Consider the following 20,297-nt stretch of genomic DNA (forward strand, 5'->3'; position numbering starts at 1 on the left):
AAATAATTCTACTAAGTTTTTCTGTACATGAAAAAAACCCGCTGATCTCGTCGGTGGATTGACGCTATCGCGGGTGTTGATATTCACAGTATAGTATCTTTTCAGCAAGGTCAAGTGATGGCTACTTCACATTGAATTGATTATTTTTTTAATTAACCTCAGATCTGTTTAAAGGGCAGTTAGCTCAGAGTTTAGTAATACTACTAAATAGATATACTAAATAAAAGCAAAGGGGCAATGAGATTAATACGAGAAAATATTATTCAATCTTTTATGTGGTATGTATTTGAATGATTTTTAAAGGCAATATATCAACCTAAAATTAAAAAATGAGATGTTATGGACTATCAACCTTTGGCTAGCTAATATGAGTCTTTAAGAACCAAGGATAGGTGTAAATATTTATTTATACCTATCCTCACGTGGGTGATAATTGATGAAAAAGTACATTAGTATAAGTGTCCACGAACTTGATACTTATCTTGATTACGCTATTTTAAGCATCATAGCTATATATAGCTTGCATGCTACTCCATCCGAAATGGGGATATTGGGTGCTTGCTTTGCTGCTCCATTTCTGGTGGCAAGTGGATTATTCGGCAAGCTGTTTGACAACGGAAATGTATTAAATTGGAGGACATTGTTGTTCTTTATTAATGGCATTACCATGCCTTTTCTATCTGTAGCTGATCCAATTATATTTCTTTATGTCATTACATTAATCAAGACAACTTGTCGGTGTGGGTTTGGAATATCAAATACAAAATTGAATGTAGATGATAATGAATCTCAAAGATTTTATGAGATTTATGGATATATTACCAACTTTAGCAGAATAGTCATTCCCTTGCTTGTTGTATCTCTAAACACAAACTATGGGTTATGGTTTGTCCTGTTATTATCAATGGCATTTAATCTGGTCGGCATGTTGACATCATACTTTGATAATACCTCTCGGCTTGATGTAAATAAAAGTATAACTGTTACTGTTGTAGAACGTTTCTCATTCGTACAGCAATTGCGAAATAAACCGGATTTATATTTACTTGTTTCGGCCTATACTTTGTCAAACTTAGCCTTTTTTCTTAGCAATGATATGCTCGGTATCTTCTTCGAGAAGATTGGGCAAAATCAAAGTAGTATAGGTTACATAATTTCACTTCTCGGGGTCGGTGGCATATTCGGAACTCGAGTTTCTGGCTGGTTACTTAAAAGGTTGTCAGCCAAGAATGTCTTATTATTTTCCGTTATGGCTAATTTTTTGGCCTTTTGGGGATTTGGTTTTTTAGACGCAAAAACATATCATTATGCTACATATTATTTATTGGTTTTCCTAGTTGGTATCGCCTCTGGTGTGACGTTTTTCGCAATTAGATACGGTGTAAGAAATATTATTGGTTTTGAACACGTAGGAAAAGCTACAGGAGATATACAGAAGATTTCATCTGTAGTAGAAATTTTGATGCCAATTATTGGTGGGTATATTGCAAAACTCATTTCTATCGAATTCACTTTTAAATTAACAAGCATCTTGCTTGCTGTGATATTTCTGTATTTTTTATTTAAAAAGCATAAATTAACTGAGGAAAGGAATAAATATGTACAACCAAAATAATCTTAGCAATATTGATTTTATCAATGCAAAACACTATGACTTGTACTTGAAAGGAAAAACCAAGCAAACATGGGATAGTAATCTGAATTGGAACTTGGCCGGGAGAGTTTAATCCCTGAGAATTTAAAGACAGAAATCGATGCTGCCTTTGAGAAATTAGCGGCGGGATTCGTCGTTTCTGCTCATTGAGGCTTGTGTCAGACTGGTCAAGCATGAGCAACAGCCGATGATGTGGGAAGCCGTCACATATTAGTCTAAAATAGGGAGCAATACTAAATTTATTGAATTCTGATGATTTGGGATTGTTATTCCTGTCTGTAGATCTTTTCAACTCCTTATGCCATAAGGCTTGAAGGGATATTTCAATAAAATTATTTTTTATCAATCATATGATTCGATTCGTAAGGTTTACTTATTTTTACAATTATTAACCGCTGGTTTAGTTGCATATCACTTTTTGTTCGTTTTACACTGCCAACGCTTTAGTTTATTAGTCTGAAAATTTAAGTATTGGTGGATCAGCTAATCAATCTATATCGTGTATTCAGGTAAATGAAATGTGCTTGCCTGTGGACCTATTTTTTTAGCTAAAAGATTCAATGGATTAAATGACACTGGTTCCATTTGGTAAAAAAAAGAGATTAAAGAAAGATAGTTATGTAATGACAGGAATATTTGATGACAGAAATAAAGACACAAATTAATTATGATTTTTCTCCCGATGTGATAAACCGGCAGAAAGCCTGTTTGCTGGCGGACCTGAGTACAGTGTTTAACCAGCATAACGGACAAGGGCTATTAGTGGTTGATACGGCGGTTTTTCTGGATCGCCGTCAGGAAGAATGGTTTCCTGAGGTAGTCCTTAATCATCAGCCAGCGGCAATACCGACCCAGATAAATCATCCCCGTTATGCATCTCGTTATTCTCCTTGGCTGATCCCGCTGGATATTAATCGGTCTGAGGATGCTGAACTGTTGGCGTTGAGTATCACTCAGGCGTTACAGGAAGCAGATCCCGCACAGTTGATTACCGGGCGTGGCCGGATGGTTTGTGGTTGGCTGTTCAGTATTAGTCCGGTCTCTGTGATTGCGCAACATATCAGCATGACTGCGGTACAGGAATTATCATCAGTACAGAAAATCATGCTACGTTTTTATGATCCGGCAGTGAATAATGCCATATGGCCGTTGCTGGATAGCTGGCAGCGCTCGCGTCTGCTGGGACCGCTGACAGACTGGTATCTGGTTGATGGCGATGGTCAGTTACTGCATCGGGACAATGCACAGTCTGCGAGGGAGTTATACACCTTTTCACTGGGCCTGTCCTCGGAAGAAGTAGCCGAAATAACTTGGTCAGGTCCGATGAATCGGGCATTGCGCCAATATCGTCAGGCACACCGTAACCGGTTACGCCGAACAGAACCTGAACTATTGGATGTCATACTGACCTTATTACGCCGGATAACCAAGCGCTATTCCTTTAGTGATGCTCTGGATCTGGAAGTTTGTGCATTGCATGGCTTGCTATATCACCCGGCGATTGATTTACACCCTCGGATACAATCGCTGTTGTCTGCCGAAGAGGGTAATAGTACTGGTAGCTATGTCGAGCGTACAGCCAGACTGACAGAAGAAGAATGGCAGGTTCTGGCCCGTGAGTGTTGCCATCTCAATATTTCTACTATTTCGCCAAAGAATAAGGAGATTCTGTAATGAATCGACTATCGTGCCAGATGTGCGAAGTAACCGGACCAGCGCTGCTGCCTGTGCGTTATAGCGTGGTGCCTGATTGTGTTGGTGAAACTTTACCGATGTGGGCAGAAACTCTGACTCCCTCGGCTCAGGGCTACCATTATGCCCTGCGTGCCTTACGACAAGGGTTTTTATATGTTTATTACACCGACTCTGGACCCTTGGTTCAGTATTGCTGGGAAACCTGGAGCATTAGCGAGGATGGCGCGCTGTGGAAGCAGCCGAATGCCTTTAGTGTGTTTGATAAGAAAACAGCGGATTGTTACGCGCCGACCCATCAAAGTACTAATGTGGAATTTATTGTGTTGAGGGATATGGCTTTACGTCAAGATGTCTGGCTGGCCTTTTCTCCCTCAGTCTGGAGTCAAGAAACAATCCAGTACTATCACAACCACCCTGAAGCACGGCAAAAACGCATGCAGTGTGTGAAACCGTGGCAGTGGCGCGGAGTGCCTGAGGGTGTTGGCATCAGTCAGGTTACCGTGGATAACTTGAATACGGTGATGGATTACCATAAGGAGGATGACTCCGCCGCCAAATATATTCTGCCTTACAACCCTAAAGTGAGGCGGATCAGCCGGACAAGTGGAAAAGCGCCATATTATACCTTTGATCCTAACACCGTTGGTCCACAGGGTACACTCTATCCGTGGAGTGAAAAGCGGTCGGGGAATGCAGAGGCGACCGTTAAAGCCATGCAAAAACGAGGATCGGCAGAGGATGGTAGTTCTGTCTCTCCAGTGTTAATCGTTTTGCATGATCCGATTGGTATTGCTCATGAGCTGGCTGGTTGGAGTGATGACATCGCCGGAGAACACTCCGCTTGGTTAGATGATTTGTCGATTGAATTTATGACCCAACAATCACTGAATGGAGCGAAGAATCAAATTCAGCAGGTTGAAAAAGCTAGGGCAGAGCAGCAGACGCTGGATGCTTATAAAAGTACGGCCAATTACGGGATGGATAAGGTTTTGGTAAAAATCCCCTCGGTGGCGATGTCACAGCGGCAAAGTACACTTGATGCATTGATGGTAAAAGCAAAGCAAGTCGCGGAACAGAATGGGGAGATAGCCCTGGCGACCAGTTGGAATAAATATGAGGCAGAACTGAATCTAGCTAAACGACAGGCGTTTTCAGATTGTTATGACAAATTCTGCCATACGATTGCCAGCCGGTTAGAGTCTTTGGCTGAATTTCGGGTAAGCTGGTTAAAAGAAGAGCGGCTGATAACACATTGCCATGATTTTTATTCAACTCAGGTTTCTGACAACCTTAGTTATCGGGAGGCAGTGGATTATGCAATGGCCTCACTCAATGTTACGGATAGTGGTAGTGCTTTTTTGGATGAATTAATAGGACAATATTCGGCAAAACCGGAGGGTAATTTTGTTTGGCGTTCTCTGTTATTGAATAATCCGGAAGTAATGGCGGATACCGAAGCGTTATTATATAAAATGAAGGCGAGTAAAAACGATACATTACCTGCTGCTGAATCTGACTATCTTTCTGTCGTGCAGAAATGTTTTGGCAAACTGGTTGATGCTTATGATAAGGCGAATGAAGCACTGGAAGCGCCTATATCGTCAAATTCGTCTTTTTCTCGTGCTATGTTGGCATGTGATAGACGTTTATCCACGATTGGGCAGCGTGTGTTCCGGCTTTCTGGTCTGGATAGTGCGCTGAATAGTTTGAATATATTGCTGAATAAGACAATATTTTCTGTCGCATCTGGTGTACCGTTGGATAGAATCCAAGAGCTTTGTCTTGCAGATATTCAAAATGGTAATTCATGTAGACAGGTAATTGCTCGTGGCCTTCAGACTTATAAGTCCTCGAAAGATCTTGAAAAGCTAAATAGTTATAAACAGCAATTTGATAAATTTGCCGAAAGTGCCGAAGGCGAAAAAACCTTAAAAGCTTCACGAATAAAAATTCTGGTTCTGTTTTTTAACGGGATGGAATTTGCTGATCAACTGAAAGAGAGTAAAGGAGATGCTAAAGGGTATGCTCAGGTTACTTCGGCGTTTCTAAGTACACTGAGCACGGTTGCTGATGTGATCAAACCAGCTATTGAATATGGGATAAAAAATCAAGCAGCAACTACGTCGATTAAATTTGTAGGAGCCAGCGCTGGAGTGGTAGCGTCTGTATTGAATTTAGGGATTGATGGTAGTGATGTTGTCAGTGAATGGAGAAAAGAAGATACTCGCTGGTCTTTCTTTGGGTTGTCTCTTCTAAAATCATCGGCGGATGTGGGTTTACTTGTGAAATCAATGAGTGGCTTATTAGAAGTGTTGGTTAAGCGTGAGTTTAGTAATAAGATAATAGAATTAGCATTTGACCAAATAGGTAAGATCGCTGCTTGGCGTATTATTGGATTCTTCGCTAGCTGGCAGTTCATGATAATAATATTTGTTCTTGATGAATTATATACTCTTTTTATTGATAATGATTTGCAAGGTTGGTGCCGTAACAGTGTATTTGGTAAAGAACCTGATAAATATCTCGTTTCAACTATATTGATTGAGACACAGGATAAACGTAATGAGCTTTATCAAAAACAAAGCGAAAAGTTAGGCGAAGCTTTGGGGGCAGTATTATGACTAAACGTAGAGATATTAAAGAGTTTATTAATTTCGAAAAAATCAGAAACGAATTATCAGATGCAAAATTCTATATGGGATTAAGTTCTTATGGTACTGTTGAGGAAAGAAATAAAGCTGCTGAAGCAGAGAAAAAAATTCCAGAATTAGAAGCACTACTTGCTAAAGAACCGCCACCGCCAGAATTACCCCCGAAAGCACCATTGATTAAAGTGACCGGAACTCTGGAAGAATTTAGTGTAATGAAAGTATGGGGTTATTTTACTGATCGTGAATATGATCCGGAGGGATTTGCACGGCAGGAAAAACGTGCTCAAGTAGGCGCATTACTGCTTGCTATCGCAGGGAATGCCGCAGCAGCGGCAGTGACATCACAGAGTCGAGAAAGGATGAGTGATCCCAGTGATTTTGTTCGTGGAAAAATTAACGGTATTCCATTTCATGGTTGGTTAGGGATGACCAATGCCAAAGTTGGTGATTATGTTGAATTAGCTGTAGCGCCTAAAGATAATCATTATGTTGTTTATGCCTTGGCTAATCCTTATACAAGGATTATTTCAATGACTCCTCGTTGCGAATGTGGTCTTGATGGATATATCAAGTTTGGTACGAAAGTTAATCATGGATTAGCATTGTTTTTATTTTTAATGACTCTTTCTTTCATGTTTTACGGAAATGCAGAAAAAGTGACAATGGTGGTTTTCTTGTCTCTTGTTTTTATCTTTATTCTTGTCGATGTTTTATTCTACTTTAAAGGTAAAAGTCTTGAGAAAAAAGATCCAAAACCAACAATACTATTATCTGAAAGAATATTTATAACTTTGGGATTTCCTGAACCATCTTTGGTTGATTTAAATATTTCAACTAAGAAAAAGCTTAAGGATTTAAAACTACAGGGAAAATATGTTGATCCTGATAGTGAAGAAGGGGAGAATATTCCTTGCAAATGGTATCGCTTGGAATTTTTTTATTACTATTAATTAAAGGAAAATAAAAAAGTTAGCAGAAATTTTGGGGCAGCATTATGACCAAATGCAGAGAATGAAAGAGTTTATCGACTTTCAAAAAGATAGAAATCCACCAATCCCGCCGATAAGCTGACGCTATCGCAGATGTTAGTTCGAGTAATCTATCGTATTTTTGCGAGTCTAAATGGCGATCGAACATTGATTAATTGTTTTAGACCATTCAACATTCCCCAGCAATCCGATAAACCGCCGTATCACATTTCTGTGCTTCAGGGCATTGTTTGCAACCGCCGCTTAGGCAGGCAGTTGCATCAATTTTTTCCAATTTGCCCATCACTGTAAGTTGTTCAAGCATAGCGGCAATCATCTGTACTGACGCAGAAAGCTGGTGGCTCAACAATTTGGCATCTGCCCGTCCATTCAGAGCGACTGCATCCCTTACTTGTAACAGGCTAATCATTTTCAACTCCTAGTGACAGTTTCCACTGGAGCAGTGGCAGCTATTTCCCGGGTTGCTGATTAACTTCATTGTCACGCGGCTGCGTACTCGACGCAGGAAGTAGAACACCAATGCGTTAAATAGAATGACGGTCAGAATAATGATCAGGCTGCTTTGCGAATGCTGTGAGAAAGTCACCATCTGGTAGAACAGGGCTGAAATTGAATAAGCTACGTTCAGCCCCCACAGAATGGAGAATGTCATCCAACCACGGCTTGTTTCACGAGCGATCGCGCCCATCACCGAAACACAAGGCACATATAACAGAACAAAGATCAGATAACTGTAAGCAGAAATAGCGGAACCAAATTTGGCACTCATTGTTCCCATAGAGCTATTATCCATTTCACCGTCACCTTTACTGGCTTCGATTGGGTTGGCAAGCACGCTCAGAGTGAATGTCTCTTTTAAACTATTCCAGGTTTCACCAACCGCATCTTTCAGCTCAGCAAACAGGTTGAACTCATCTGCATTAAACGGTTCATTAGCAATGTTTTCTGCGGTATACAGAGTATTCAGTGTTCCAACCACCACTTCTTTTGCCATGGCACCAGTTATCAAACCAACAGTTGCTTGCCAGTTATCAGAGTGAACACCAATTGGCTGTAACACAGGTGTAATGACCTTGCTGACCGAAGCCAGAGCAGATTGGTTGATGCTATCCACTGTTTTACCAGAGAATGAGAAGCTGTTGAGTGCACCAATAAACATACTGGCGATAACGATCACTTTACCGGCACGGATAACAAAACCTTTCAGGCGTTGCCAGGTTTGCAGAAGCAGGGTTTTTAGATGTGGAATATGGTAAACCGGGAGTTCCATAACGAATGGTGAAGCTTCGCCACGCATAATGGTGTATTTCAACATCAGGCCAGTCAGGATAGCAACTGCAATGCCCAATATATAAAGGGAAAAAACAATGGTTGCCCCGTTTTTGCCAAAGAATGCAGCGGCAAAGACGGCAAAGATGGCTAATCGTGCACCGCAAGACATAAAGGGGGCCATCATAATCGTGATCAAGCGTTCACGCGGCGCATCTAGCGTTCTCGCCCCCATAATGGATGGGACGTTGCAACCGAAGCCAACGATCAACGGGACAAACGATTTACCCGGTAGTCCTAAAACTTGCATCAGACGATCCATGACAAACGCAGCCCGCGCCATATAACCGGAGTCCTCAAGGAAAGAGAGGAATAAATACATCATGCCGATTTGTGGTACCAGTGGTAAAACCGTATTAATACCACCACCGATACCTTGCGCGAGGAAAATCGTCAGCCATTCAGGGAAACTTAAGGTATGCCCAAGCCATTGAACCCCATGAATGAAAATAGCGACAGAACCACCGTCAAAAATAGGTTGTAATGCACCGCCGATATTAATCGCTAGCACGAACATTAAATACATAACCGCCAGGAAAATAGGTACGCCTAACCAACGATTGAGGATAATTCTGTCAATTGCCTGAGTGAGTTTGTTTGGCATGGCTTTTTGGGTATCAATCACTGCCATGCACAATGTATTGATGCTTTGATAGCGCACATCGGCAATCACTAGTTCGGGCTCTTCATGTTGCTGTTGTTGCAAGCGTTCTTTGGATTCAATCAGCATTGAGGTAGCAAGGCCGGAACGTTCCAGACTGTAAATATCCCCTTCAAGCATCTGAAGCGCTAGCCAACGGCGTTGTTGAGCATGAAAATTGTCTGAAATTGCACCAGATAACGTCTCAACTTCTTGCAACAGGCAATCAGGGTAGTGAATTAGTGATTGCCCGGAATTCTGCTTATGGCGGTCAATTGCCCGTTTCAGCTCATTCAGTCCCGTTGCTCGGGTTGAAACCATTGGAATGACTGGACAACCAAGGCGTTGCTCCAGTTCGGCAATATCAATTTGGATATGCTGACTGTCAGCGATATCCAACATATTGAGAGCAACGATGCATGGAATGCCTGATTCCAACAGTTGTAACGTCAGATAGAGATTTCGTTCAAGGTTAGAAGCATCTACGACGTTAATCAGCATGTCTGCATCACCGCTCAGGATATAGTGGCAGGCTATCTGCTCATCCAGTGATGTTTGTTCAGAAATCGTGGTTAGAGAGTAGGTTCCCGGCAGGTCAACTAACTCAATTTTGTGTTCTGCGGTGATAAAACGGCCAACTTTTCGTTCTACCGTAACGCCAGCCCAATTGCCTACACGTTGACGAGCGCCAGTAAGCTGGTTAAATAATGTCGTTTTGCCGGCATTGGGGTTGCCAATTAAGCCAATAGTCAGTGCTTTCATGTTTTTAGTGCCAGATTAGGAGTTACCGTTTTGCTACTTGCAATGGATTATGCGTTGCATTGAGCGTTGTCTAATGTGAGAAATTCCAAGTCTTTTTTTCTCAGAATTAGGCTGACTCGGCGAGTCTCAATTTGTATCGGATCACCTAAAGGTGCTAAGCGGACCACATGAAAAGAGGAGCCGGGCAACATACCTAATGACAGCAATTTCTGTCGGTAAGCTGGGCTGATCTTCGGAGAAAAACCAATGATCTTGTAACTATGGTTTGGAAGAAGTTGCATATAACCTTCCGGAATTTGTGATAAGTAAAATAATACCGAGAATTAGTCGTACCCATTCATTATGAAGTGCGATTTTTAATCCAATTCATACTAATTGCAAATAAGAATAATAACCAACATTAATTTCAATGTTAATCGTATTTTCATTATTGATGTTAATTTAGCCACTCAGGTTGGCATAAATCCGTGAATTTGGATTCTTGCCGACACAAGCGGTGAAATGTGCACTGCCGAAGCAGTGCATCTGTTTACAGCGATAGGAATCTTAACGTTTTTTTCCGAATGCGGCGGCTAGCGCATCACTCATAGCACTGTTTCCGGCTGAGGTAGAAGAACGGGAAGTATTACGGTTCCTGTCATTACGTTCAGGGCGGCGATCAGTTTGTGCATTATTACTGCGGCGTGAGTGGGTTTCTCCCGGTTGCTCATCAAGGCGCATGGTCAGAGCAATGCGCTTGCGGTTCAGATCAACTTCCAACACTTTTACTTTAACGATATCACCTGCTTTTACCACGGTGTGAGGATCTTCTACAAAACGATCGGACAGCGAAGAGATATGAACTAAACCATCTTGATGAACGCCGATATCGACAAATGCGCCAAAATTAGTCACGTTAGTGACTGCACCTTCTAGCACCATTCCCGGACGCAGATCATTCATGGTTTCCACACCTTCCGTGAAAGTCGCAGTTTTAAACTCTGGACGTGGATCGCGGCCAGGTTTTTCCAGCTCTTTCAAAATATCGGTAACGGTTGGAACACCAAATTGCTCGGTGGTGAAATCCAGAGGTTGTAATCCACGCAATGAAGCAGGGTTACCCATCAATTCTTGGAGTTTCTGCTCAGTGGCCGCCAAAATTTTTTCAACTACTGGATAAGCTTCCGGATGAACGGTCGATGCATCCAGCGGGTTATCACCGTGATTAATCCGCAAGAATCCAGCACATTGCTCAAAAGCCTTTGGCCCGAGGCGACTGACTTTCAGTAATTGTGCACGGTTATTGAAACGGCCATTCTCATCACGCCAGTTGACGATATTCTGGGCAATCATACGGGTTAACCCGGCAACTCTGGTTAACAGTGGAACAGAAGCGGTATTGAGATCCACGCCAACGGCGTTTACACAATCCTCAACGACGGCATCCAATTTTTTGGCAAGCTGACTCTGACCGACATCATGTTGATACTGACCTACACCGATGGATTTCGGATCGATTTTTACTAATTCAGCCAGTGGATCTTGCAAGCGGCGGGCGATAGAGACGGCACCGCGTAGTGAAACGTCAAGATCAGGAAACTCCTGAGCTGCCAGCTCAGAAGCAGAATAAACCGATGCCCCTGCCTCACTGACAATCACTTTTTGGGCTTTTATCTCTGGAAACTGTTTTTGCACATCCGCAAAGAAACGTTCTGTTTCGCGGGAAGCGGTTCCGTTACCAATGGCGACCAGTTCTACCTGATGCTTGATGCACAACGCGGCGACACTTGCAGCGGCTTTAGCCGCTTGCCCGGTGTGTGGATAGATCGTGTCTGTGGCAATCAGTTTGCCGGTTGCATCAATAATGGCCACTTTGACGCCGGTACGCAGACCGGGATCGAGCCCCATCGTTGCGCGCATACCCGCTGGTGCAGCCATCAGTAGATCTTGTAGGTTGCGGGCGAATACTTTGATGGCTTCATCTTCCGCTTTCTCACGCAAGGTACTCATCAATTCAGTTTCAAGATGTAGCAATACCTTGACGCGCCAAGTCCAATTCACCACGGCTTTGCGCCAGCTATCTGCCGGCGCATTGTTTAAGCGCAGATTAAGATGTTGAGTAATAATCTGTTCGCCGTAACTCTCTTTCGGTGGTTCATCAAACTGGGGATCAGCATTTAGGGAAAGTTGCAGTATGCTTTCATTACGGCCACGAAACATGGCTAATGCGCGGTGAGAAGGGACTTGTGCAATGGGTTCATGGTGATCAAAGTAGTCGCGGAATTTAGCGCCTTCCTCCTCTTTTCCTGCAACGACTTTAGCGACCAGATGAGCATTTTTCCATAGATAGTCACGTACTTTTGCCAATAACGCTGCATCTTCGGCAAAACGTTCCATTAGGATATAACGCGCGCCATCCAAAGCCGCTTTAGTATCAGACACACCTTTATCGGTATCAACAAAGGTAGTGGCAACCTGCTCTGGTTCTTGCTGTGGATCTTGCCACAAGGCGTCCGCTAGTGGTTCAAGGCCCGCTTCAATAGCGATTTGTCCACGGGTACGGCGTTTCGGTTTGTATGGCAGATAAAGATCTTCCAGCTCTGTTTTGCTCAGGGTGCTATTAATGGCTTCGGCCAGTTCTGGGGTCAGCTTACCTTGCTCGTCAATGGATTTAAGAATGGTCTGGCGGCGGTCCGACAGTTCGCGCAGATAACTAAGGCGGGTTTCAAGTTGACGGAGTTGGGTATCATCCAGACCGCCGGTAACTTCTTTACGATAGCGTGCAATAAAAGGGACAGTATTCCCTTCATCAAGCAGGCTAATCGCAGAAAGTACCTGTTGTGGCTGCGCTTGTAGCTCACTTGCAATAATTTGGCTCAGAGATTCATTCATGTTGCGTTTTCTTCTGGTGGATAAGCTTCAGATTTCAAATATTCACAAAACCCCTTTATACGTTCTGCGAGAAACAATTTCCAGTTTACATCTAATCTTATTCTGACGAGTTACGATATCATTCAACGAATTTGTTGCTGGTTACGCTATAACAACAGTGATTAAACCTAAATGTGAAAAGTTGTCGCTGGGAACCATAAGTGTGTTACCGGACTTGTTATGAGCTATTTCTGAATATACGAATTAAACTGAAAGAACGGCTAAAACAGGAAAAGCTAGAGTTTCATAGTGTTGTCCTTGAAGCAGGTAACTAATAAATGACAATTCTAATTTTGACTTTCGTTAAAAATGGAGGGATTACCGAAAGAATTTATTTAATGAAAATTAGATTTATTTTGGAAAAATAAATCTAAACAACAGAATATTTAGCACCAATAAATCAAATAAATCCCAATTGAAATGAACGTTATTTTAAGGTGATTTGATGGTTTTATTAATCAAGACTGGAAGATTTTTTGATCTTCCAGTCTTATTGTTTATTATTGTGTTGTTTTACTTATATCAGTGATTATATTTTTGTTAATTAAATGTCGATCATATAATTGTCAACTATCATTCACTACCGTTGTTCTCAAGGAGGTTTCGATGTTAGCTCAGTTACCGCACACTGTAGTACAACTAGAAACCGACGTTAAGCGTAAGAAATCCTCACGTAAAATGGTTGCTTTTGATGTGAAACGTGCGGTAGAACAGGGTGATAAGGATTTCCAGTATTTTCTTAAAAGCGGAAAGTTGCCAGTTTCTAAGTGAGTTCAATTGTCTTACGTATATGTTTCTGACTTATTTAAACGCCTCCCTGACTGGGAGGCGCTTTACGCTGATTTTTATAATTATAAAATATGTGGCGATATAATTGATTACCTTGTCCGTGATGCTAAGAGTAAAACAACAGCACTATTTCACGTTCATTTAATGCTTTAATTCTGGCTGCCTGTATTAAATTCTGCTTTGCAGAGTGAATGAATCGTTAGCGTGCGATTCATCCGGTTGTTATTCTTCGATATATAGCTAGCTTGTCTAAAGAGTATACAGGCTATTTCATATATTCAATTTCATTCACGTACCACAGCATTTTTCCTGTGGGTGTATGAACGGTTGCGCTGTCGCCAACTTCTTTCTTCAATAAAGCCCGTGCCATTGGCGAATCGATTGATATGTAGTCTTTGCGACCAAAAATTTCGTCGTACCCGACAATACGGAAGCGTTTAATCTCACCTTGATCATTTTCGATCTCTACCCATGCACCGAAGAACACTCGTCCATCTTGTTGGGGGGAATAATCCACACACCGCAATTCTTCTAAGCTTTTGGTCAGATATCGAACTCTTCGATCAATTTCCCGTAGCCTCTTCTTGTTATATTGATAATCTGCGTTTTCACTCCGGTCACCGAGGCTTGCTGCCCAAGTGACTTTTTTAGTCACTTCTGGACGTTCCTCACGCCAGAGATAATCCAGCTCTTCCTTTAATTTGTTGTAGCCTTCACGGGTTATCAGTTTAGTTTTCATTTTAGCTTGATGTAGATGTAGTAGATGTCAAATTAAGACACGGTTTTTAGTCATTAATCAATAAATCCCGGTTGTTTTGCAAGATTAACGTATTAGTTACATTCAGGTCGTCATGGGTTGCGTAAATTTATCACTGTTGATGGATTGAATCGGCTGCGTGACAAGCGAATACAATACGCTCCCACTACGGTGAACACGGATGTTAAAACGAGAGATAAGCGGTTAGCAGGCGGTTTCGAATTAGCATTATCGATGGCAGGATTGCTTTACCTGTCTGCTTATTATGATATTTGGCTCTAATATTTATAACGTTCATCATATAATTTATGGTTCTGTATACTGAATAGTATGTATGCTGTGAATCTTTCTGGTGATGAAACAGGCTATTAAGGTTCAATTGAAGAAAAAACAAGCTAAGTTGTTTACTATAGTAAGAAAAGGTGACGAGAAATCGACCGACGAGTGGCTTCTGGTCCAAACGTTGGGATGTGCTGAACATTATCAATCCAGATCCTCGTAGGGAAGGAAAAACCAAAACTGTGGAGCAGGTAAGAAGATAATATGCAGCAAAGAGCATTTTTCGTTTAGTCTGCCTGATGAATTTAATCCAGCTAATAAATGGATTTCTATCGATTTTCCGGTAGCTAGAGCGCTAATTGGTAGGTTGGTGGATGGCAAAATAACGGTAGAAATTCGATATTTGACAGTGAATTACTGCGTTCTCATTGTCAGTAATAAACTACTAAATTAATCATCTGAATTAATAACAGTGGAAATAAGTCCTATTAGGAATAGTCTCAAAATACAGATATCTGGTTTCTATCTTTGGGTTAATCTCTTTCATAATGATAAATTTATCAAAGTATGTGGTGTTTTTTGGAGTTTAATAATGCAAGTAGATAACAAGATCCTTGTGGTGGATGATGACATGCGTTTACGAACGTTATTAGAACGTTATCTGACAGAACAAGGCTTTCAGGTACGTAGTGCTGCTAATGCGGAGCAGATGGACCGCTTACTGACACGGGAATCTGTTAGCTTAATCGTATTGGATTTAATGTTACCAGGAGAAGATGGGCTTTCTGTTTGCCAAAGGCTGAGAAACCAAAATAATCCGGTGCCAATTATTATGGTGACGGCGAGGGGAGAGGAGGTAGATCGTATTGTTGGGTTGGAAATTGGCGCTGATGATTATATTCCGAAGCCATTTAATCCCCGTGAGTTATTGGCGCGTATCCGGGCGGTATTACGTCGTCAGGCGAATAAGTTATTGGGCCTACCGGCTGAGGATGATGCAATTATTAATTTTGGTAAGTTTAGCCTCAATTTGAGTACGCGGGAAATGTTTCAGGGGGATGAACATATTCAATTAACCAGTGGAGAATTTGCTGTATTGAAAGTACTGGTGTCTTATCCTGGCGTGCCACTGTCCCGTAATAAGCTGATGAGTTTAGCTCGTGGCCGGGAATATAGTACGATGAAGCGATCGATTGATGTCTTGGTTTCACGTCTGCGCCGTGTGATTGAAGAAGATCCTACCCATCCTCGCTATATCCAGACTATCTGGGGTCTGGGCTATGTCTTTGTGCCAGACGGAATTCGTGTATGAAATTATTGCGGTTCTCCCCTCGCAGCACGTTTACCCATACTTTATTCCTGATTATGGCTATGCTGTTTATCAGTCTGGTAACCAGTTACTTGGTTGTTGTGAATTTCGTTATCATGCCAAGTTTGCAGCAGTTCAATAAGGTATTAGCGTATGAAGTTCGTACCCTAATGGCTGAAAAGTTGAAGCTAGAGGATGGCTCTTTTCTGGTGATATCGCCGGTAGTTCGCCGGGAGATTTACCAGGAGTTGGGTATTACGCTCTATTCTGAATCTGACGCGGAGGTACAAGGTTTACGTTGGGCCAGGCGTTATGATTTCTTGAGTGAGAAGATGGGCGAATACCTTGGTGGCAAGGCTGATCTTCGTCTGGAGATAAACACAGATAGCCCGATACTTTGGCTTAATTCTTATCTGGCTCCCGATATTTGGGTCAGGGTTCCTCTGACTGAGATCGAACAAAATCAATTCTCTCCTATTTTCCGCTATACACTGGCAATTCTATTACTGGTATTCGGTTGTATCTGGCTTTATATCCGTTTTCAGAACCGGCCTTTACTGGAAATGGAGTATGCCGCCAGGCAAACAGGTAAAGGTATTATGATGCCAGCGGTGGGGGAGGCGGGTTCTATGGAAGTTCGTGCAGCCATTCGCGCATTTAACCAAATGTCCGCCGGGATAAAGTTATTGGAAAGTGACCGTACGATATTAATTGCCGGAGTAAGCCATGATTTGCGTACTCCGCTGACACGTATCCGACTAGCAACAGAAATGATGAGCAAGGAAGATGCTTATCTGTCTGAATCTATCAATAAAGATATTGAAGAGTGTAACGCTATTATTGAGCAATTTATTGACTATCTCCGTACTGGACAAGAAATGCCAATGGAGTTTTGTGAACTGAATTCTATTCTCAAAGAGGTGATTTCCGCAGAGAATGGCTATGAGCAGGATATTGAAAACCATCTGTCTCTTCACCCAATAACGGTTAACGCCAATCCGATTTCTATTAAACGGGCATTGGCTAATATGTTGGTTAATGCCAATCGTTATGGTAATGGCTGGATTAAAGTGAGTAGTGGTCAGACAAATAAATTTGCCTGGTTTCAGGTAGAAGATAATGGCGCTGGCATTAAACAGGAAGATTTGCCACGGTTATTTCAGCCATTCGTTCGCGGCGAAAGAGCGCGCAGCAGCAGTGGAACAGGGTTAGGTCTGGCGATTGTTCAGCGAATTATTGATGCTCATGATGGGAAAATTGAAATGAGCACCAGCCCCAGAGGAGGATTATCTATCCGTGTCTGTATTCCTGTCGTGGAAGATAATTTTTAACGGCTTGATAATCATCTCCTATATTTGATTTTAATGGTGTGTGGAGATGACAGTTTTATGTCAGTCATCGGTTAAGCGTCCATTGCGCTGTCATAAAAATGTCATAATTAAGACATTTTGCTGTAATTAAATTGACCTATTTTCTCTCTTGCACCTTTTTTGATTTGACGAGTACATTTCTTTATTGATTCTCAATATCCCATTAGGAGGGATTATGAAACTGATGCGTACCACCGTAACCGGTATAATGGCAGCGACGTTTTCTTTGACAACCCTGTCGGTATTTGCTGCCACTAGCTTAACGGGGGCAGGTGCGACATTTCCCGCACCGGTGTATGCCAAGTGGGCAGATTCTTATCAAAAAGAGACAGGCAATAAAGTCAATTATCAAGGCATCGGTTCCTCCGGTGGCGTAAAACAAATTCTGGCAAATACCGTTGATTTCGGGGCTTCCGATGCCCCTTTATCGGATGAAAAGTTAGCTGCTGATGGCTTGTTTCAGTTCCCGACAGTCATCGGTGGGGTGGTACTGGCGGTTAATATCCCAGGGATTAAATCCGGTGAATTGACATTGGATGGTAAAACTTTAGGCGATATTTATTTAGGTAAAGTGAAAAAGTGGAATGATCCAGCAATTACTCAATTGAATCCGGGAGTCAAACTGCCGGAGCAAGATATTGCCGTGATACGTCGTGCTGACGGTTCCGGTACCTCCTTTGTGTTTACTAGCTACCTCTCTAAAGTGAATAAAGCGTGGCAAGAGAAAGTTGGCGCGGGTTCCACCGTAAGCTGGCCTATTGGTTTAGGCGGTAAAGGCAATGATGGGGTTGCCGCATTTGTTCAGCGTCTGACAGGTTCCATTGGTTATGTTGAATATGCTTACGCTAAACAGAATCATCTGGCTTATACCAAATTGGTATCTGCTGACGGCAACATTGTGAACCCGACAGAAGAGAGTTTCAGTGCCGCAGCGAAGAAAGCGGAATGGCATAAAACATTTGCTCAGGATTTGACAAACCAACAAGGTGAAAATGCGTGGCCGATGACTTCCACTACATTTATTCTGGTTCATAAACAGCAGAAAAATGCAGTGAAAGGGGCGGAAGTATTGAAATTCTTTGACTGGGCTTATGAGAAAGGCAGTCAACAGGCAAACGAGCTGGATTATGCAACCCTGCCCGGAGAGGTGATTAAGCAAGTGCGTGCGACTTGGAAAACTCAGATAAAAGATAGCAATGGTAAGGCTCTATATTAAGTCGTGTTGATAGTGATTGTTTTAAATATCGATTAAATTTGTCGTTTTAATTTCTCCCCCGGCTTAAGGGGGAGTTAACCCCGAATGAGAATAAGCTCTATGGCCGAACAAAAAACGGCAATGAAAGCACCCAGTAAAAATGGCGATATTATTTTCAGCGCACTGGTTAGGTTAGCTGCGCTGATAACTTTATTTTTGTTAGGAGGCATCATTATCTCGCTGATTATTGCCTCCTGGCCTAGTATTCAGCAGTTCGGCATCTCTTTCTTCTGGCAGAAAACGTGGGATGCCCCGGCGGAGCAATTTGGCGCCTTGATACCGATTTACGGTACGTTGGTGACTTCGTTGATTGCGTTGATTATCGCAGTGCCCGTCAGTTTTGGGATTGCCCTGTTTCTAACCGAACTGGCGCCTAACTGGCTGAAACGTCCGCTCGGTATCGCCATTGAGTTACTGGCCGCCATCCCAAGTATTGTATATGGCATGTGGGGGTTGTTTGTTTTTTCGCCGCTGTTTGCCACCTATTTCCAACAGCCCGTCGGTAATGTCCTTTCTAGTCTGCCAATTGTGGGTGAATTGTTCTCCGGCCCTGCCTTTGGCATCGGTATTCTGGCGGCAGGTGTCATTCTCGCTATCATGATTATCCCTTATATCGCTTCGGTGATGCGTGACGTCTTCGAACAGACTCCGGTGATGATGAAAGAATCCGCTTATGGTATCGGCTGTACCACTTGGGAGGTTATCTGGCACATCGTGTTGCCTCACACCCGAAATGGCGTGATCGGTGGCGTCATGTTAGGGCTTGGTCGTGCGTTGGGGGAAACGATGGCGGTGACTTTTATCATCGGTAATACCTACCAGCTCGACAGTTTCTCACTGTTTATGCCCGGTAACAGCATCACTTCTGCGCTGGCGAACGAATTCGCGGAAGCAGAATCTGGCTTGCATACCGCATCATTGATGGAGCTTGGTCTGATTCTATTTGTGATCACCTTCATTGTGCTGGCGCTATCAAAATTGATGATTATGCGTTTGGCGAAGAATGAGGGGCGCTGATATGGCAACTATAGACAGACAAAAGCCTATTGATGCCAATGTAAGTAGCCGTAAACAGGCATGGCGTCGTCAAAAAAATCGTTTCGCTCTGCTGTTATCAATGGCGACCATGTTGTTTGGTCTGTTTTGGCTGGTGTGGATTTTGTTTTCCACCGTCACTAAAGGTTTCGACGGCATGTCACTGGCGTTGTTCACTGAAATGACACCACCACCGAATACGGAAGGTGGTGGTTTGGCAAATGCCATTGTTGGCAGTGGATTACTGATCCTGTGGGCGACGGTTATCGGTACGCCTCTGGGGATCATGGCGGGTATCTATTTGGCGGAATATGGCCGCCGGTCATGGCTGGCAGAGGTGATCCGCTTTATCAATGATATTTTGCTGTCAGCCCCTTCTATTGTTGTCGGTTTATTTGTTTACATGGTCGTTGTGACGAAAATGCAGCACTTCTCCGGTTGGGCGGGAGTGATTGCTTTGGCGTTGTTACAGGTGCCGATTGTTATCAGGACCACGGAAAATATGTTGAAACTGGTTCCTGATAGCCTGCGAGAAGCCGCTTATGCCTTAGGTACACCGAAGTGGAAAATGATTTCAGCCATTACGCTGAAAGCATCGGTATCCGGCATTATCACCGGTGTGCTGCTGGCCATTGCCCGAATTGCCGGAGAAACAGCGCCATTGCTGTTCACCTCTCTTTCCAATCAGTTCTGGAGTACTGATCTGAGCCAGCCAATTGCTAACTTACCGGTCACCATCTTTAAATTTGCCATGAGTCCATTCTCCGAATGGCAGCAACTGGCGTGGGCCGGCGTATTATTGATAACCCTGTGTGTATTGCTGATTAACATTGTGGCGCGTGTGTTGTTTGCCAAGAAAAAGCACTGACCGAT

General features: G+C 42.8%; 16 protein-coding genes. 11 read left to right on the top strand and 5 right to left on the bottom strand.

The genetic code is table 11. The annotated features are described in order from the left end of the window. Positions 1-436 precede the first annotated feature (436 nt). The 4 genes from KZ793_RS11860 to KZ793_RS11875 all read left to right on the top strand — a co-directional run bounded on the left by KZ793_RS11860 (position 437) and on the right by KZ793_RS11875 (position 6,950). A complete protein-coding gene (locus KZ793_RS11860; protein ID WP_225815531.1) occupies positions 437-1,615 on the top strand; it encodes an MFS transporter in 1,179 nt (392 codons plus the stop codon). Between the two features lie 678 nt (positions 1,616-2,293). After that, a complete protein-coding gene (locus KZ793_RS11865) occupies positions 2,294-3,328 on the top strand; it encodes a DUF4123 domain-containing protein (protein WP_225815532.1) in 1,035 nt (344 codons plus the stop codon). Next, the gene (locus KZ793_RS11870) at positions 3,328-5,970 is read left to right on the top strand and encodes a T6SS effector BTH_I2691 family protein (protein ID WP_225815533.1); all 2,643 of its coding nucleotides are present in this window, start codon (positions 3,328-3,330) and stop codon (positions 5,968-5,970) included. The genes KZ793_RS11865 and KZ793_RS11870 overlap by 1 nt, the downstream gene beginning before the upstream one ends. Then, complete coding sequence (locus KZ793_RS11875; RefSeq protein WP_225815534.1) at positions 5,967-6,950, top strand: putative type VI secretion system effector; 984 nt, start codon at positions 5,967-5,969, stop codon at positions 6,948-6,950. The genes KZ793_RS11870 and KZ793_RS11875 overlap by 4 nt, the downstream gene beginning before the upstream one ends. A 208-nt stretch (positions 6,951-7,158) precedes the next feature. On the opposite strand, the gene KZ793_RS11880 is transcribed toward KZ793_RS11875, so the two are convergent. From KZ793_RS11880 to KZ793_RS11895, 4 genes are all read right to left on the bottom strand, one after another. Further along, a complete protein-coding gene (locus KZ793_RS11880; RefSeq protein ID WP_225815535.1) occupies positions 7,159-7,398 on the bottom strand; it encodes a FeoC-like transcriptional regulator in 240 nt (79 codons plus the stop codon). 9 nt (positions 7,399-7,407) lie between these two features. Continuing rightward, positions 7,408-9,720, bottom strand: coding sequence for a Fe(2+) transporter permease subunit FeoB (feoB, locus tag KZ793_RS11885; RefSeq protein ID WP_225815536.1), 2,313 nt, complete (start codon positions 9,718-9,720; stop codon positions 7,408-7,410). A gap of 47 nt (positions 9,721-9,767) precedes the next feature. Then, on the bottom strand, positions 9,768-10,001 hold the full coding sequence (feoA, locus tag KZ793_RS11890) for a ferrous iron transporter A (RefSeq protein WP_225815537.1): 234 nt from the start codon (positions 9,999-10,001) through the stop codon (positions 9,768-9,770). 265 nt (positions 10,002-10,266) lie between these two features. After that, complete coding sequence (locus KZ793_RS11895; protein ID WP_225815538.1) at positions 10,267-12,591, bottom strand: Tex family protein; 2,325 nt, start codon at positions 12,589-12,591, stop codon at positions 10,267-10,269. A 645-nt stretch (positions 12,592-13,236) separates the two neighbouring features. Here KZ793_RS11895 and KZ793_RS11900 point away from each other — a divergent pair. Then, a complete protein-coding gene (locus tag KZ793_RS11900; RefSeq protein ID WP_225815539.1) occupies positions 13,237-13,401 on the top strand; it encodes a hypothetical protein in 165 nt (54 codons plus the stop codon). A 283-nt stretch (positions 13,402-13,684) separates the two neighbouring features. Here the strand turns inward: KZ793_RS11900 and greB are convergent, their stop codons facing one another. Further along, positions 13,685-14,158 carry a transcription elongation factor GreB gene (greB, locus tag KZ793_RS11905; RefSeq protein WP_225815540.1) on the bottom strand — a complete coding sequence of 158 codons (474 nt, stop codon included), beginning with the start codon at positions 14,156-14,158 and terminating at the stop codon, positions 13,685-13,687. 589 nt (positions 14,159-14,747) lie between these two features. On the opposite strand from greB, the gene KZ793_RS22885 reads away from it, so the two are divergent. The 6 genes from KZ793_RS22885 to pstA all read left to right on the top strand — a co-directional run bounded on the left by KZ793_RS22885 (position 14,748) and on the right by pstA (position 20,292). After that, positions 14,748-14,909: a GreA/GreB family elongation factor gene (locus KZ793_RS22885; RefSeq protein ID WP_397443602.1), complete on the top strand. Its 162-nt coding sequence runs from the start codon at positions 14,748-14,750 to the stop codon at positions 14,907-14,909. Positions 14,910-15,047: 138 nt separating this feature from the next. Then, positions 15,048-15,767 carry an osmolarity response regulator transcription factor OmpR gene (gene ompR / locus KZ793_RS11910; protein WP_118985171.1) on the top strand — a complete coding sequence of 240 codons (720 nt, stop codon included), beginning with the start codon at positions 15,048-15,050 and terminating at the stop codon, positions 15,765-15,767. Further along, positions 15,764-17,095, top strand: a complete 1,332-nt coding sequence (gene envZ / locus KZ793_RS11915; protein ID WP_225815541.1) for a two-component system sensor histidine kinase EnvZ — start codon at positions 15,764-15,766, stop codon at positions 17,093-17,095. The genes ompR and envZ overlap by 4 nt, the downstream gene beginning before the upstream one ends. Positions 17,096-17,309: 214 nt before the next feature. Further along, complete coding sequence (pstS, locus tag KZ793_RS11920; RefSeq protein WP_225815542.1) at positions 17,310-18,350, top strand: phosphate ABC transporter substrate-binding protein PstS; 1,041 nt, start codon at positions 17,310-17,312, stop codon at positions 18,348-18,350. 99 nt (positions 18,351-18,449) lie between these two features. Continuing rightward, positions 18,450-19,406: a phosphate ABC transporter permease PstC gene (gene pstC, locus KZ793_RS11925; protein ID WP_225815543.1), complete on the top strand. Its 957-nt coding sequence runs from the start codon at positions 18,450-18,452 to the stop codon at positions 19,404-19,406. A 1-nt stretch (position 19,407) separates the two neighbouring features. After that, complete coding sequence (gene pstA, locus KZ793_RS11930; protein WP_225815544.1) at positions 19,408-20,292, top strand: phosphate ABC transporter permease PstA; 885 nt, start codon at positions 19,408-19,410, stop codon at positions 20,290-20,292. Positions 20,293-20,297: the final 5 nt, after the last annotated feature.

This window comes from Photorhabdus antumapuensis (genome assembly GCF_020387775.1).
Lineage (GTDB): Bacteria > Pseudomonadota > Gammaproteobacteria > Enterobacterales > Enterobacteriaceae > Photorhabdus > Photorhabdus antumapuensis.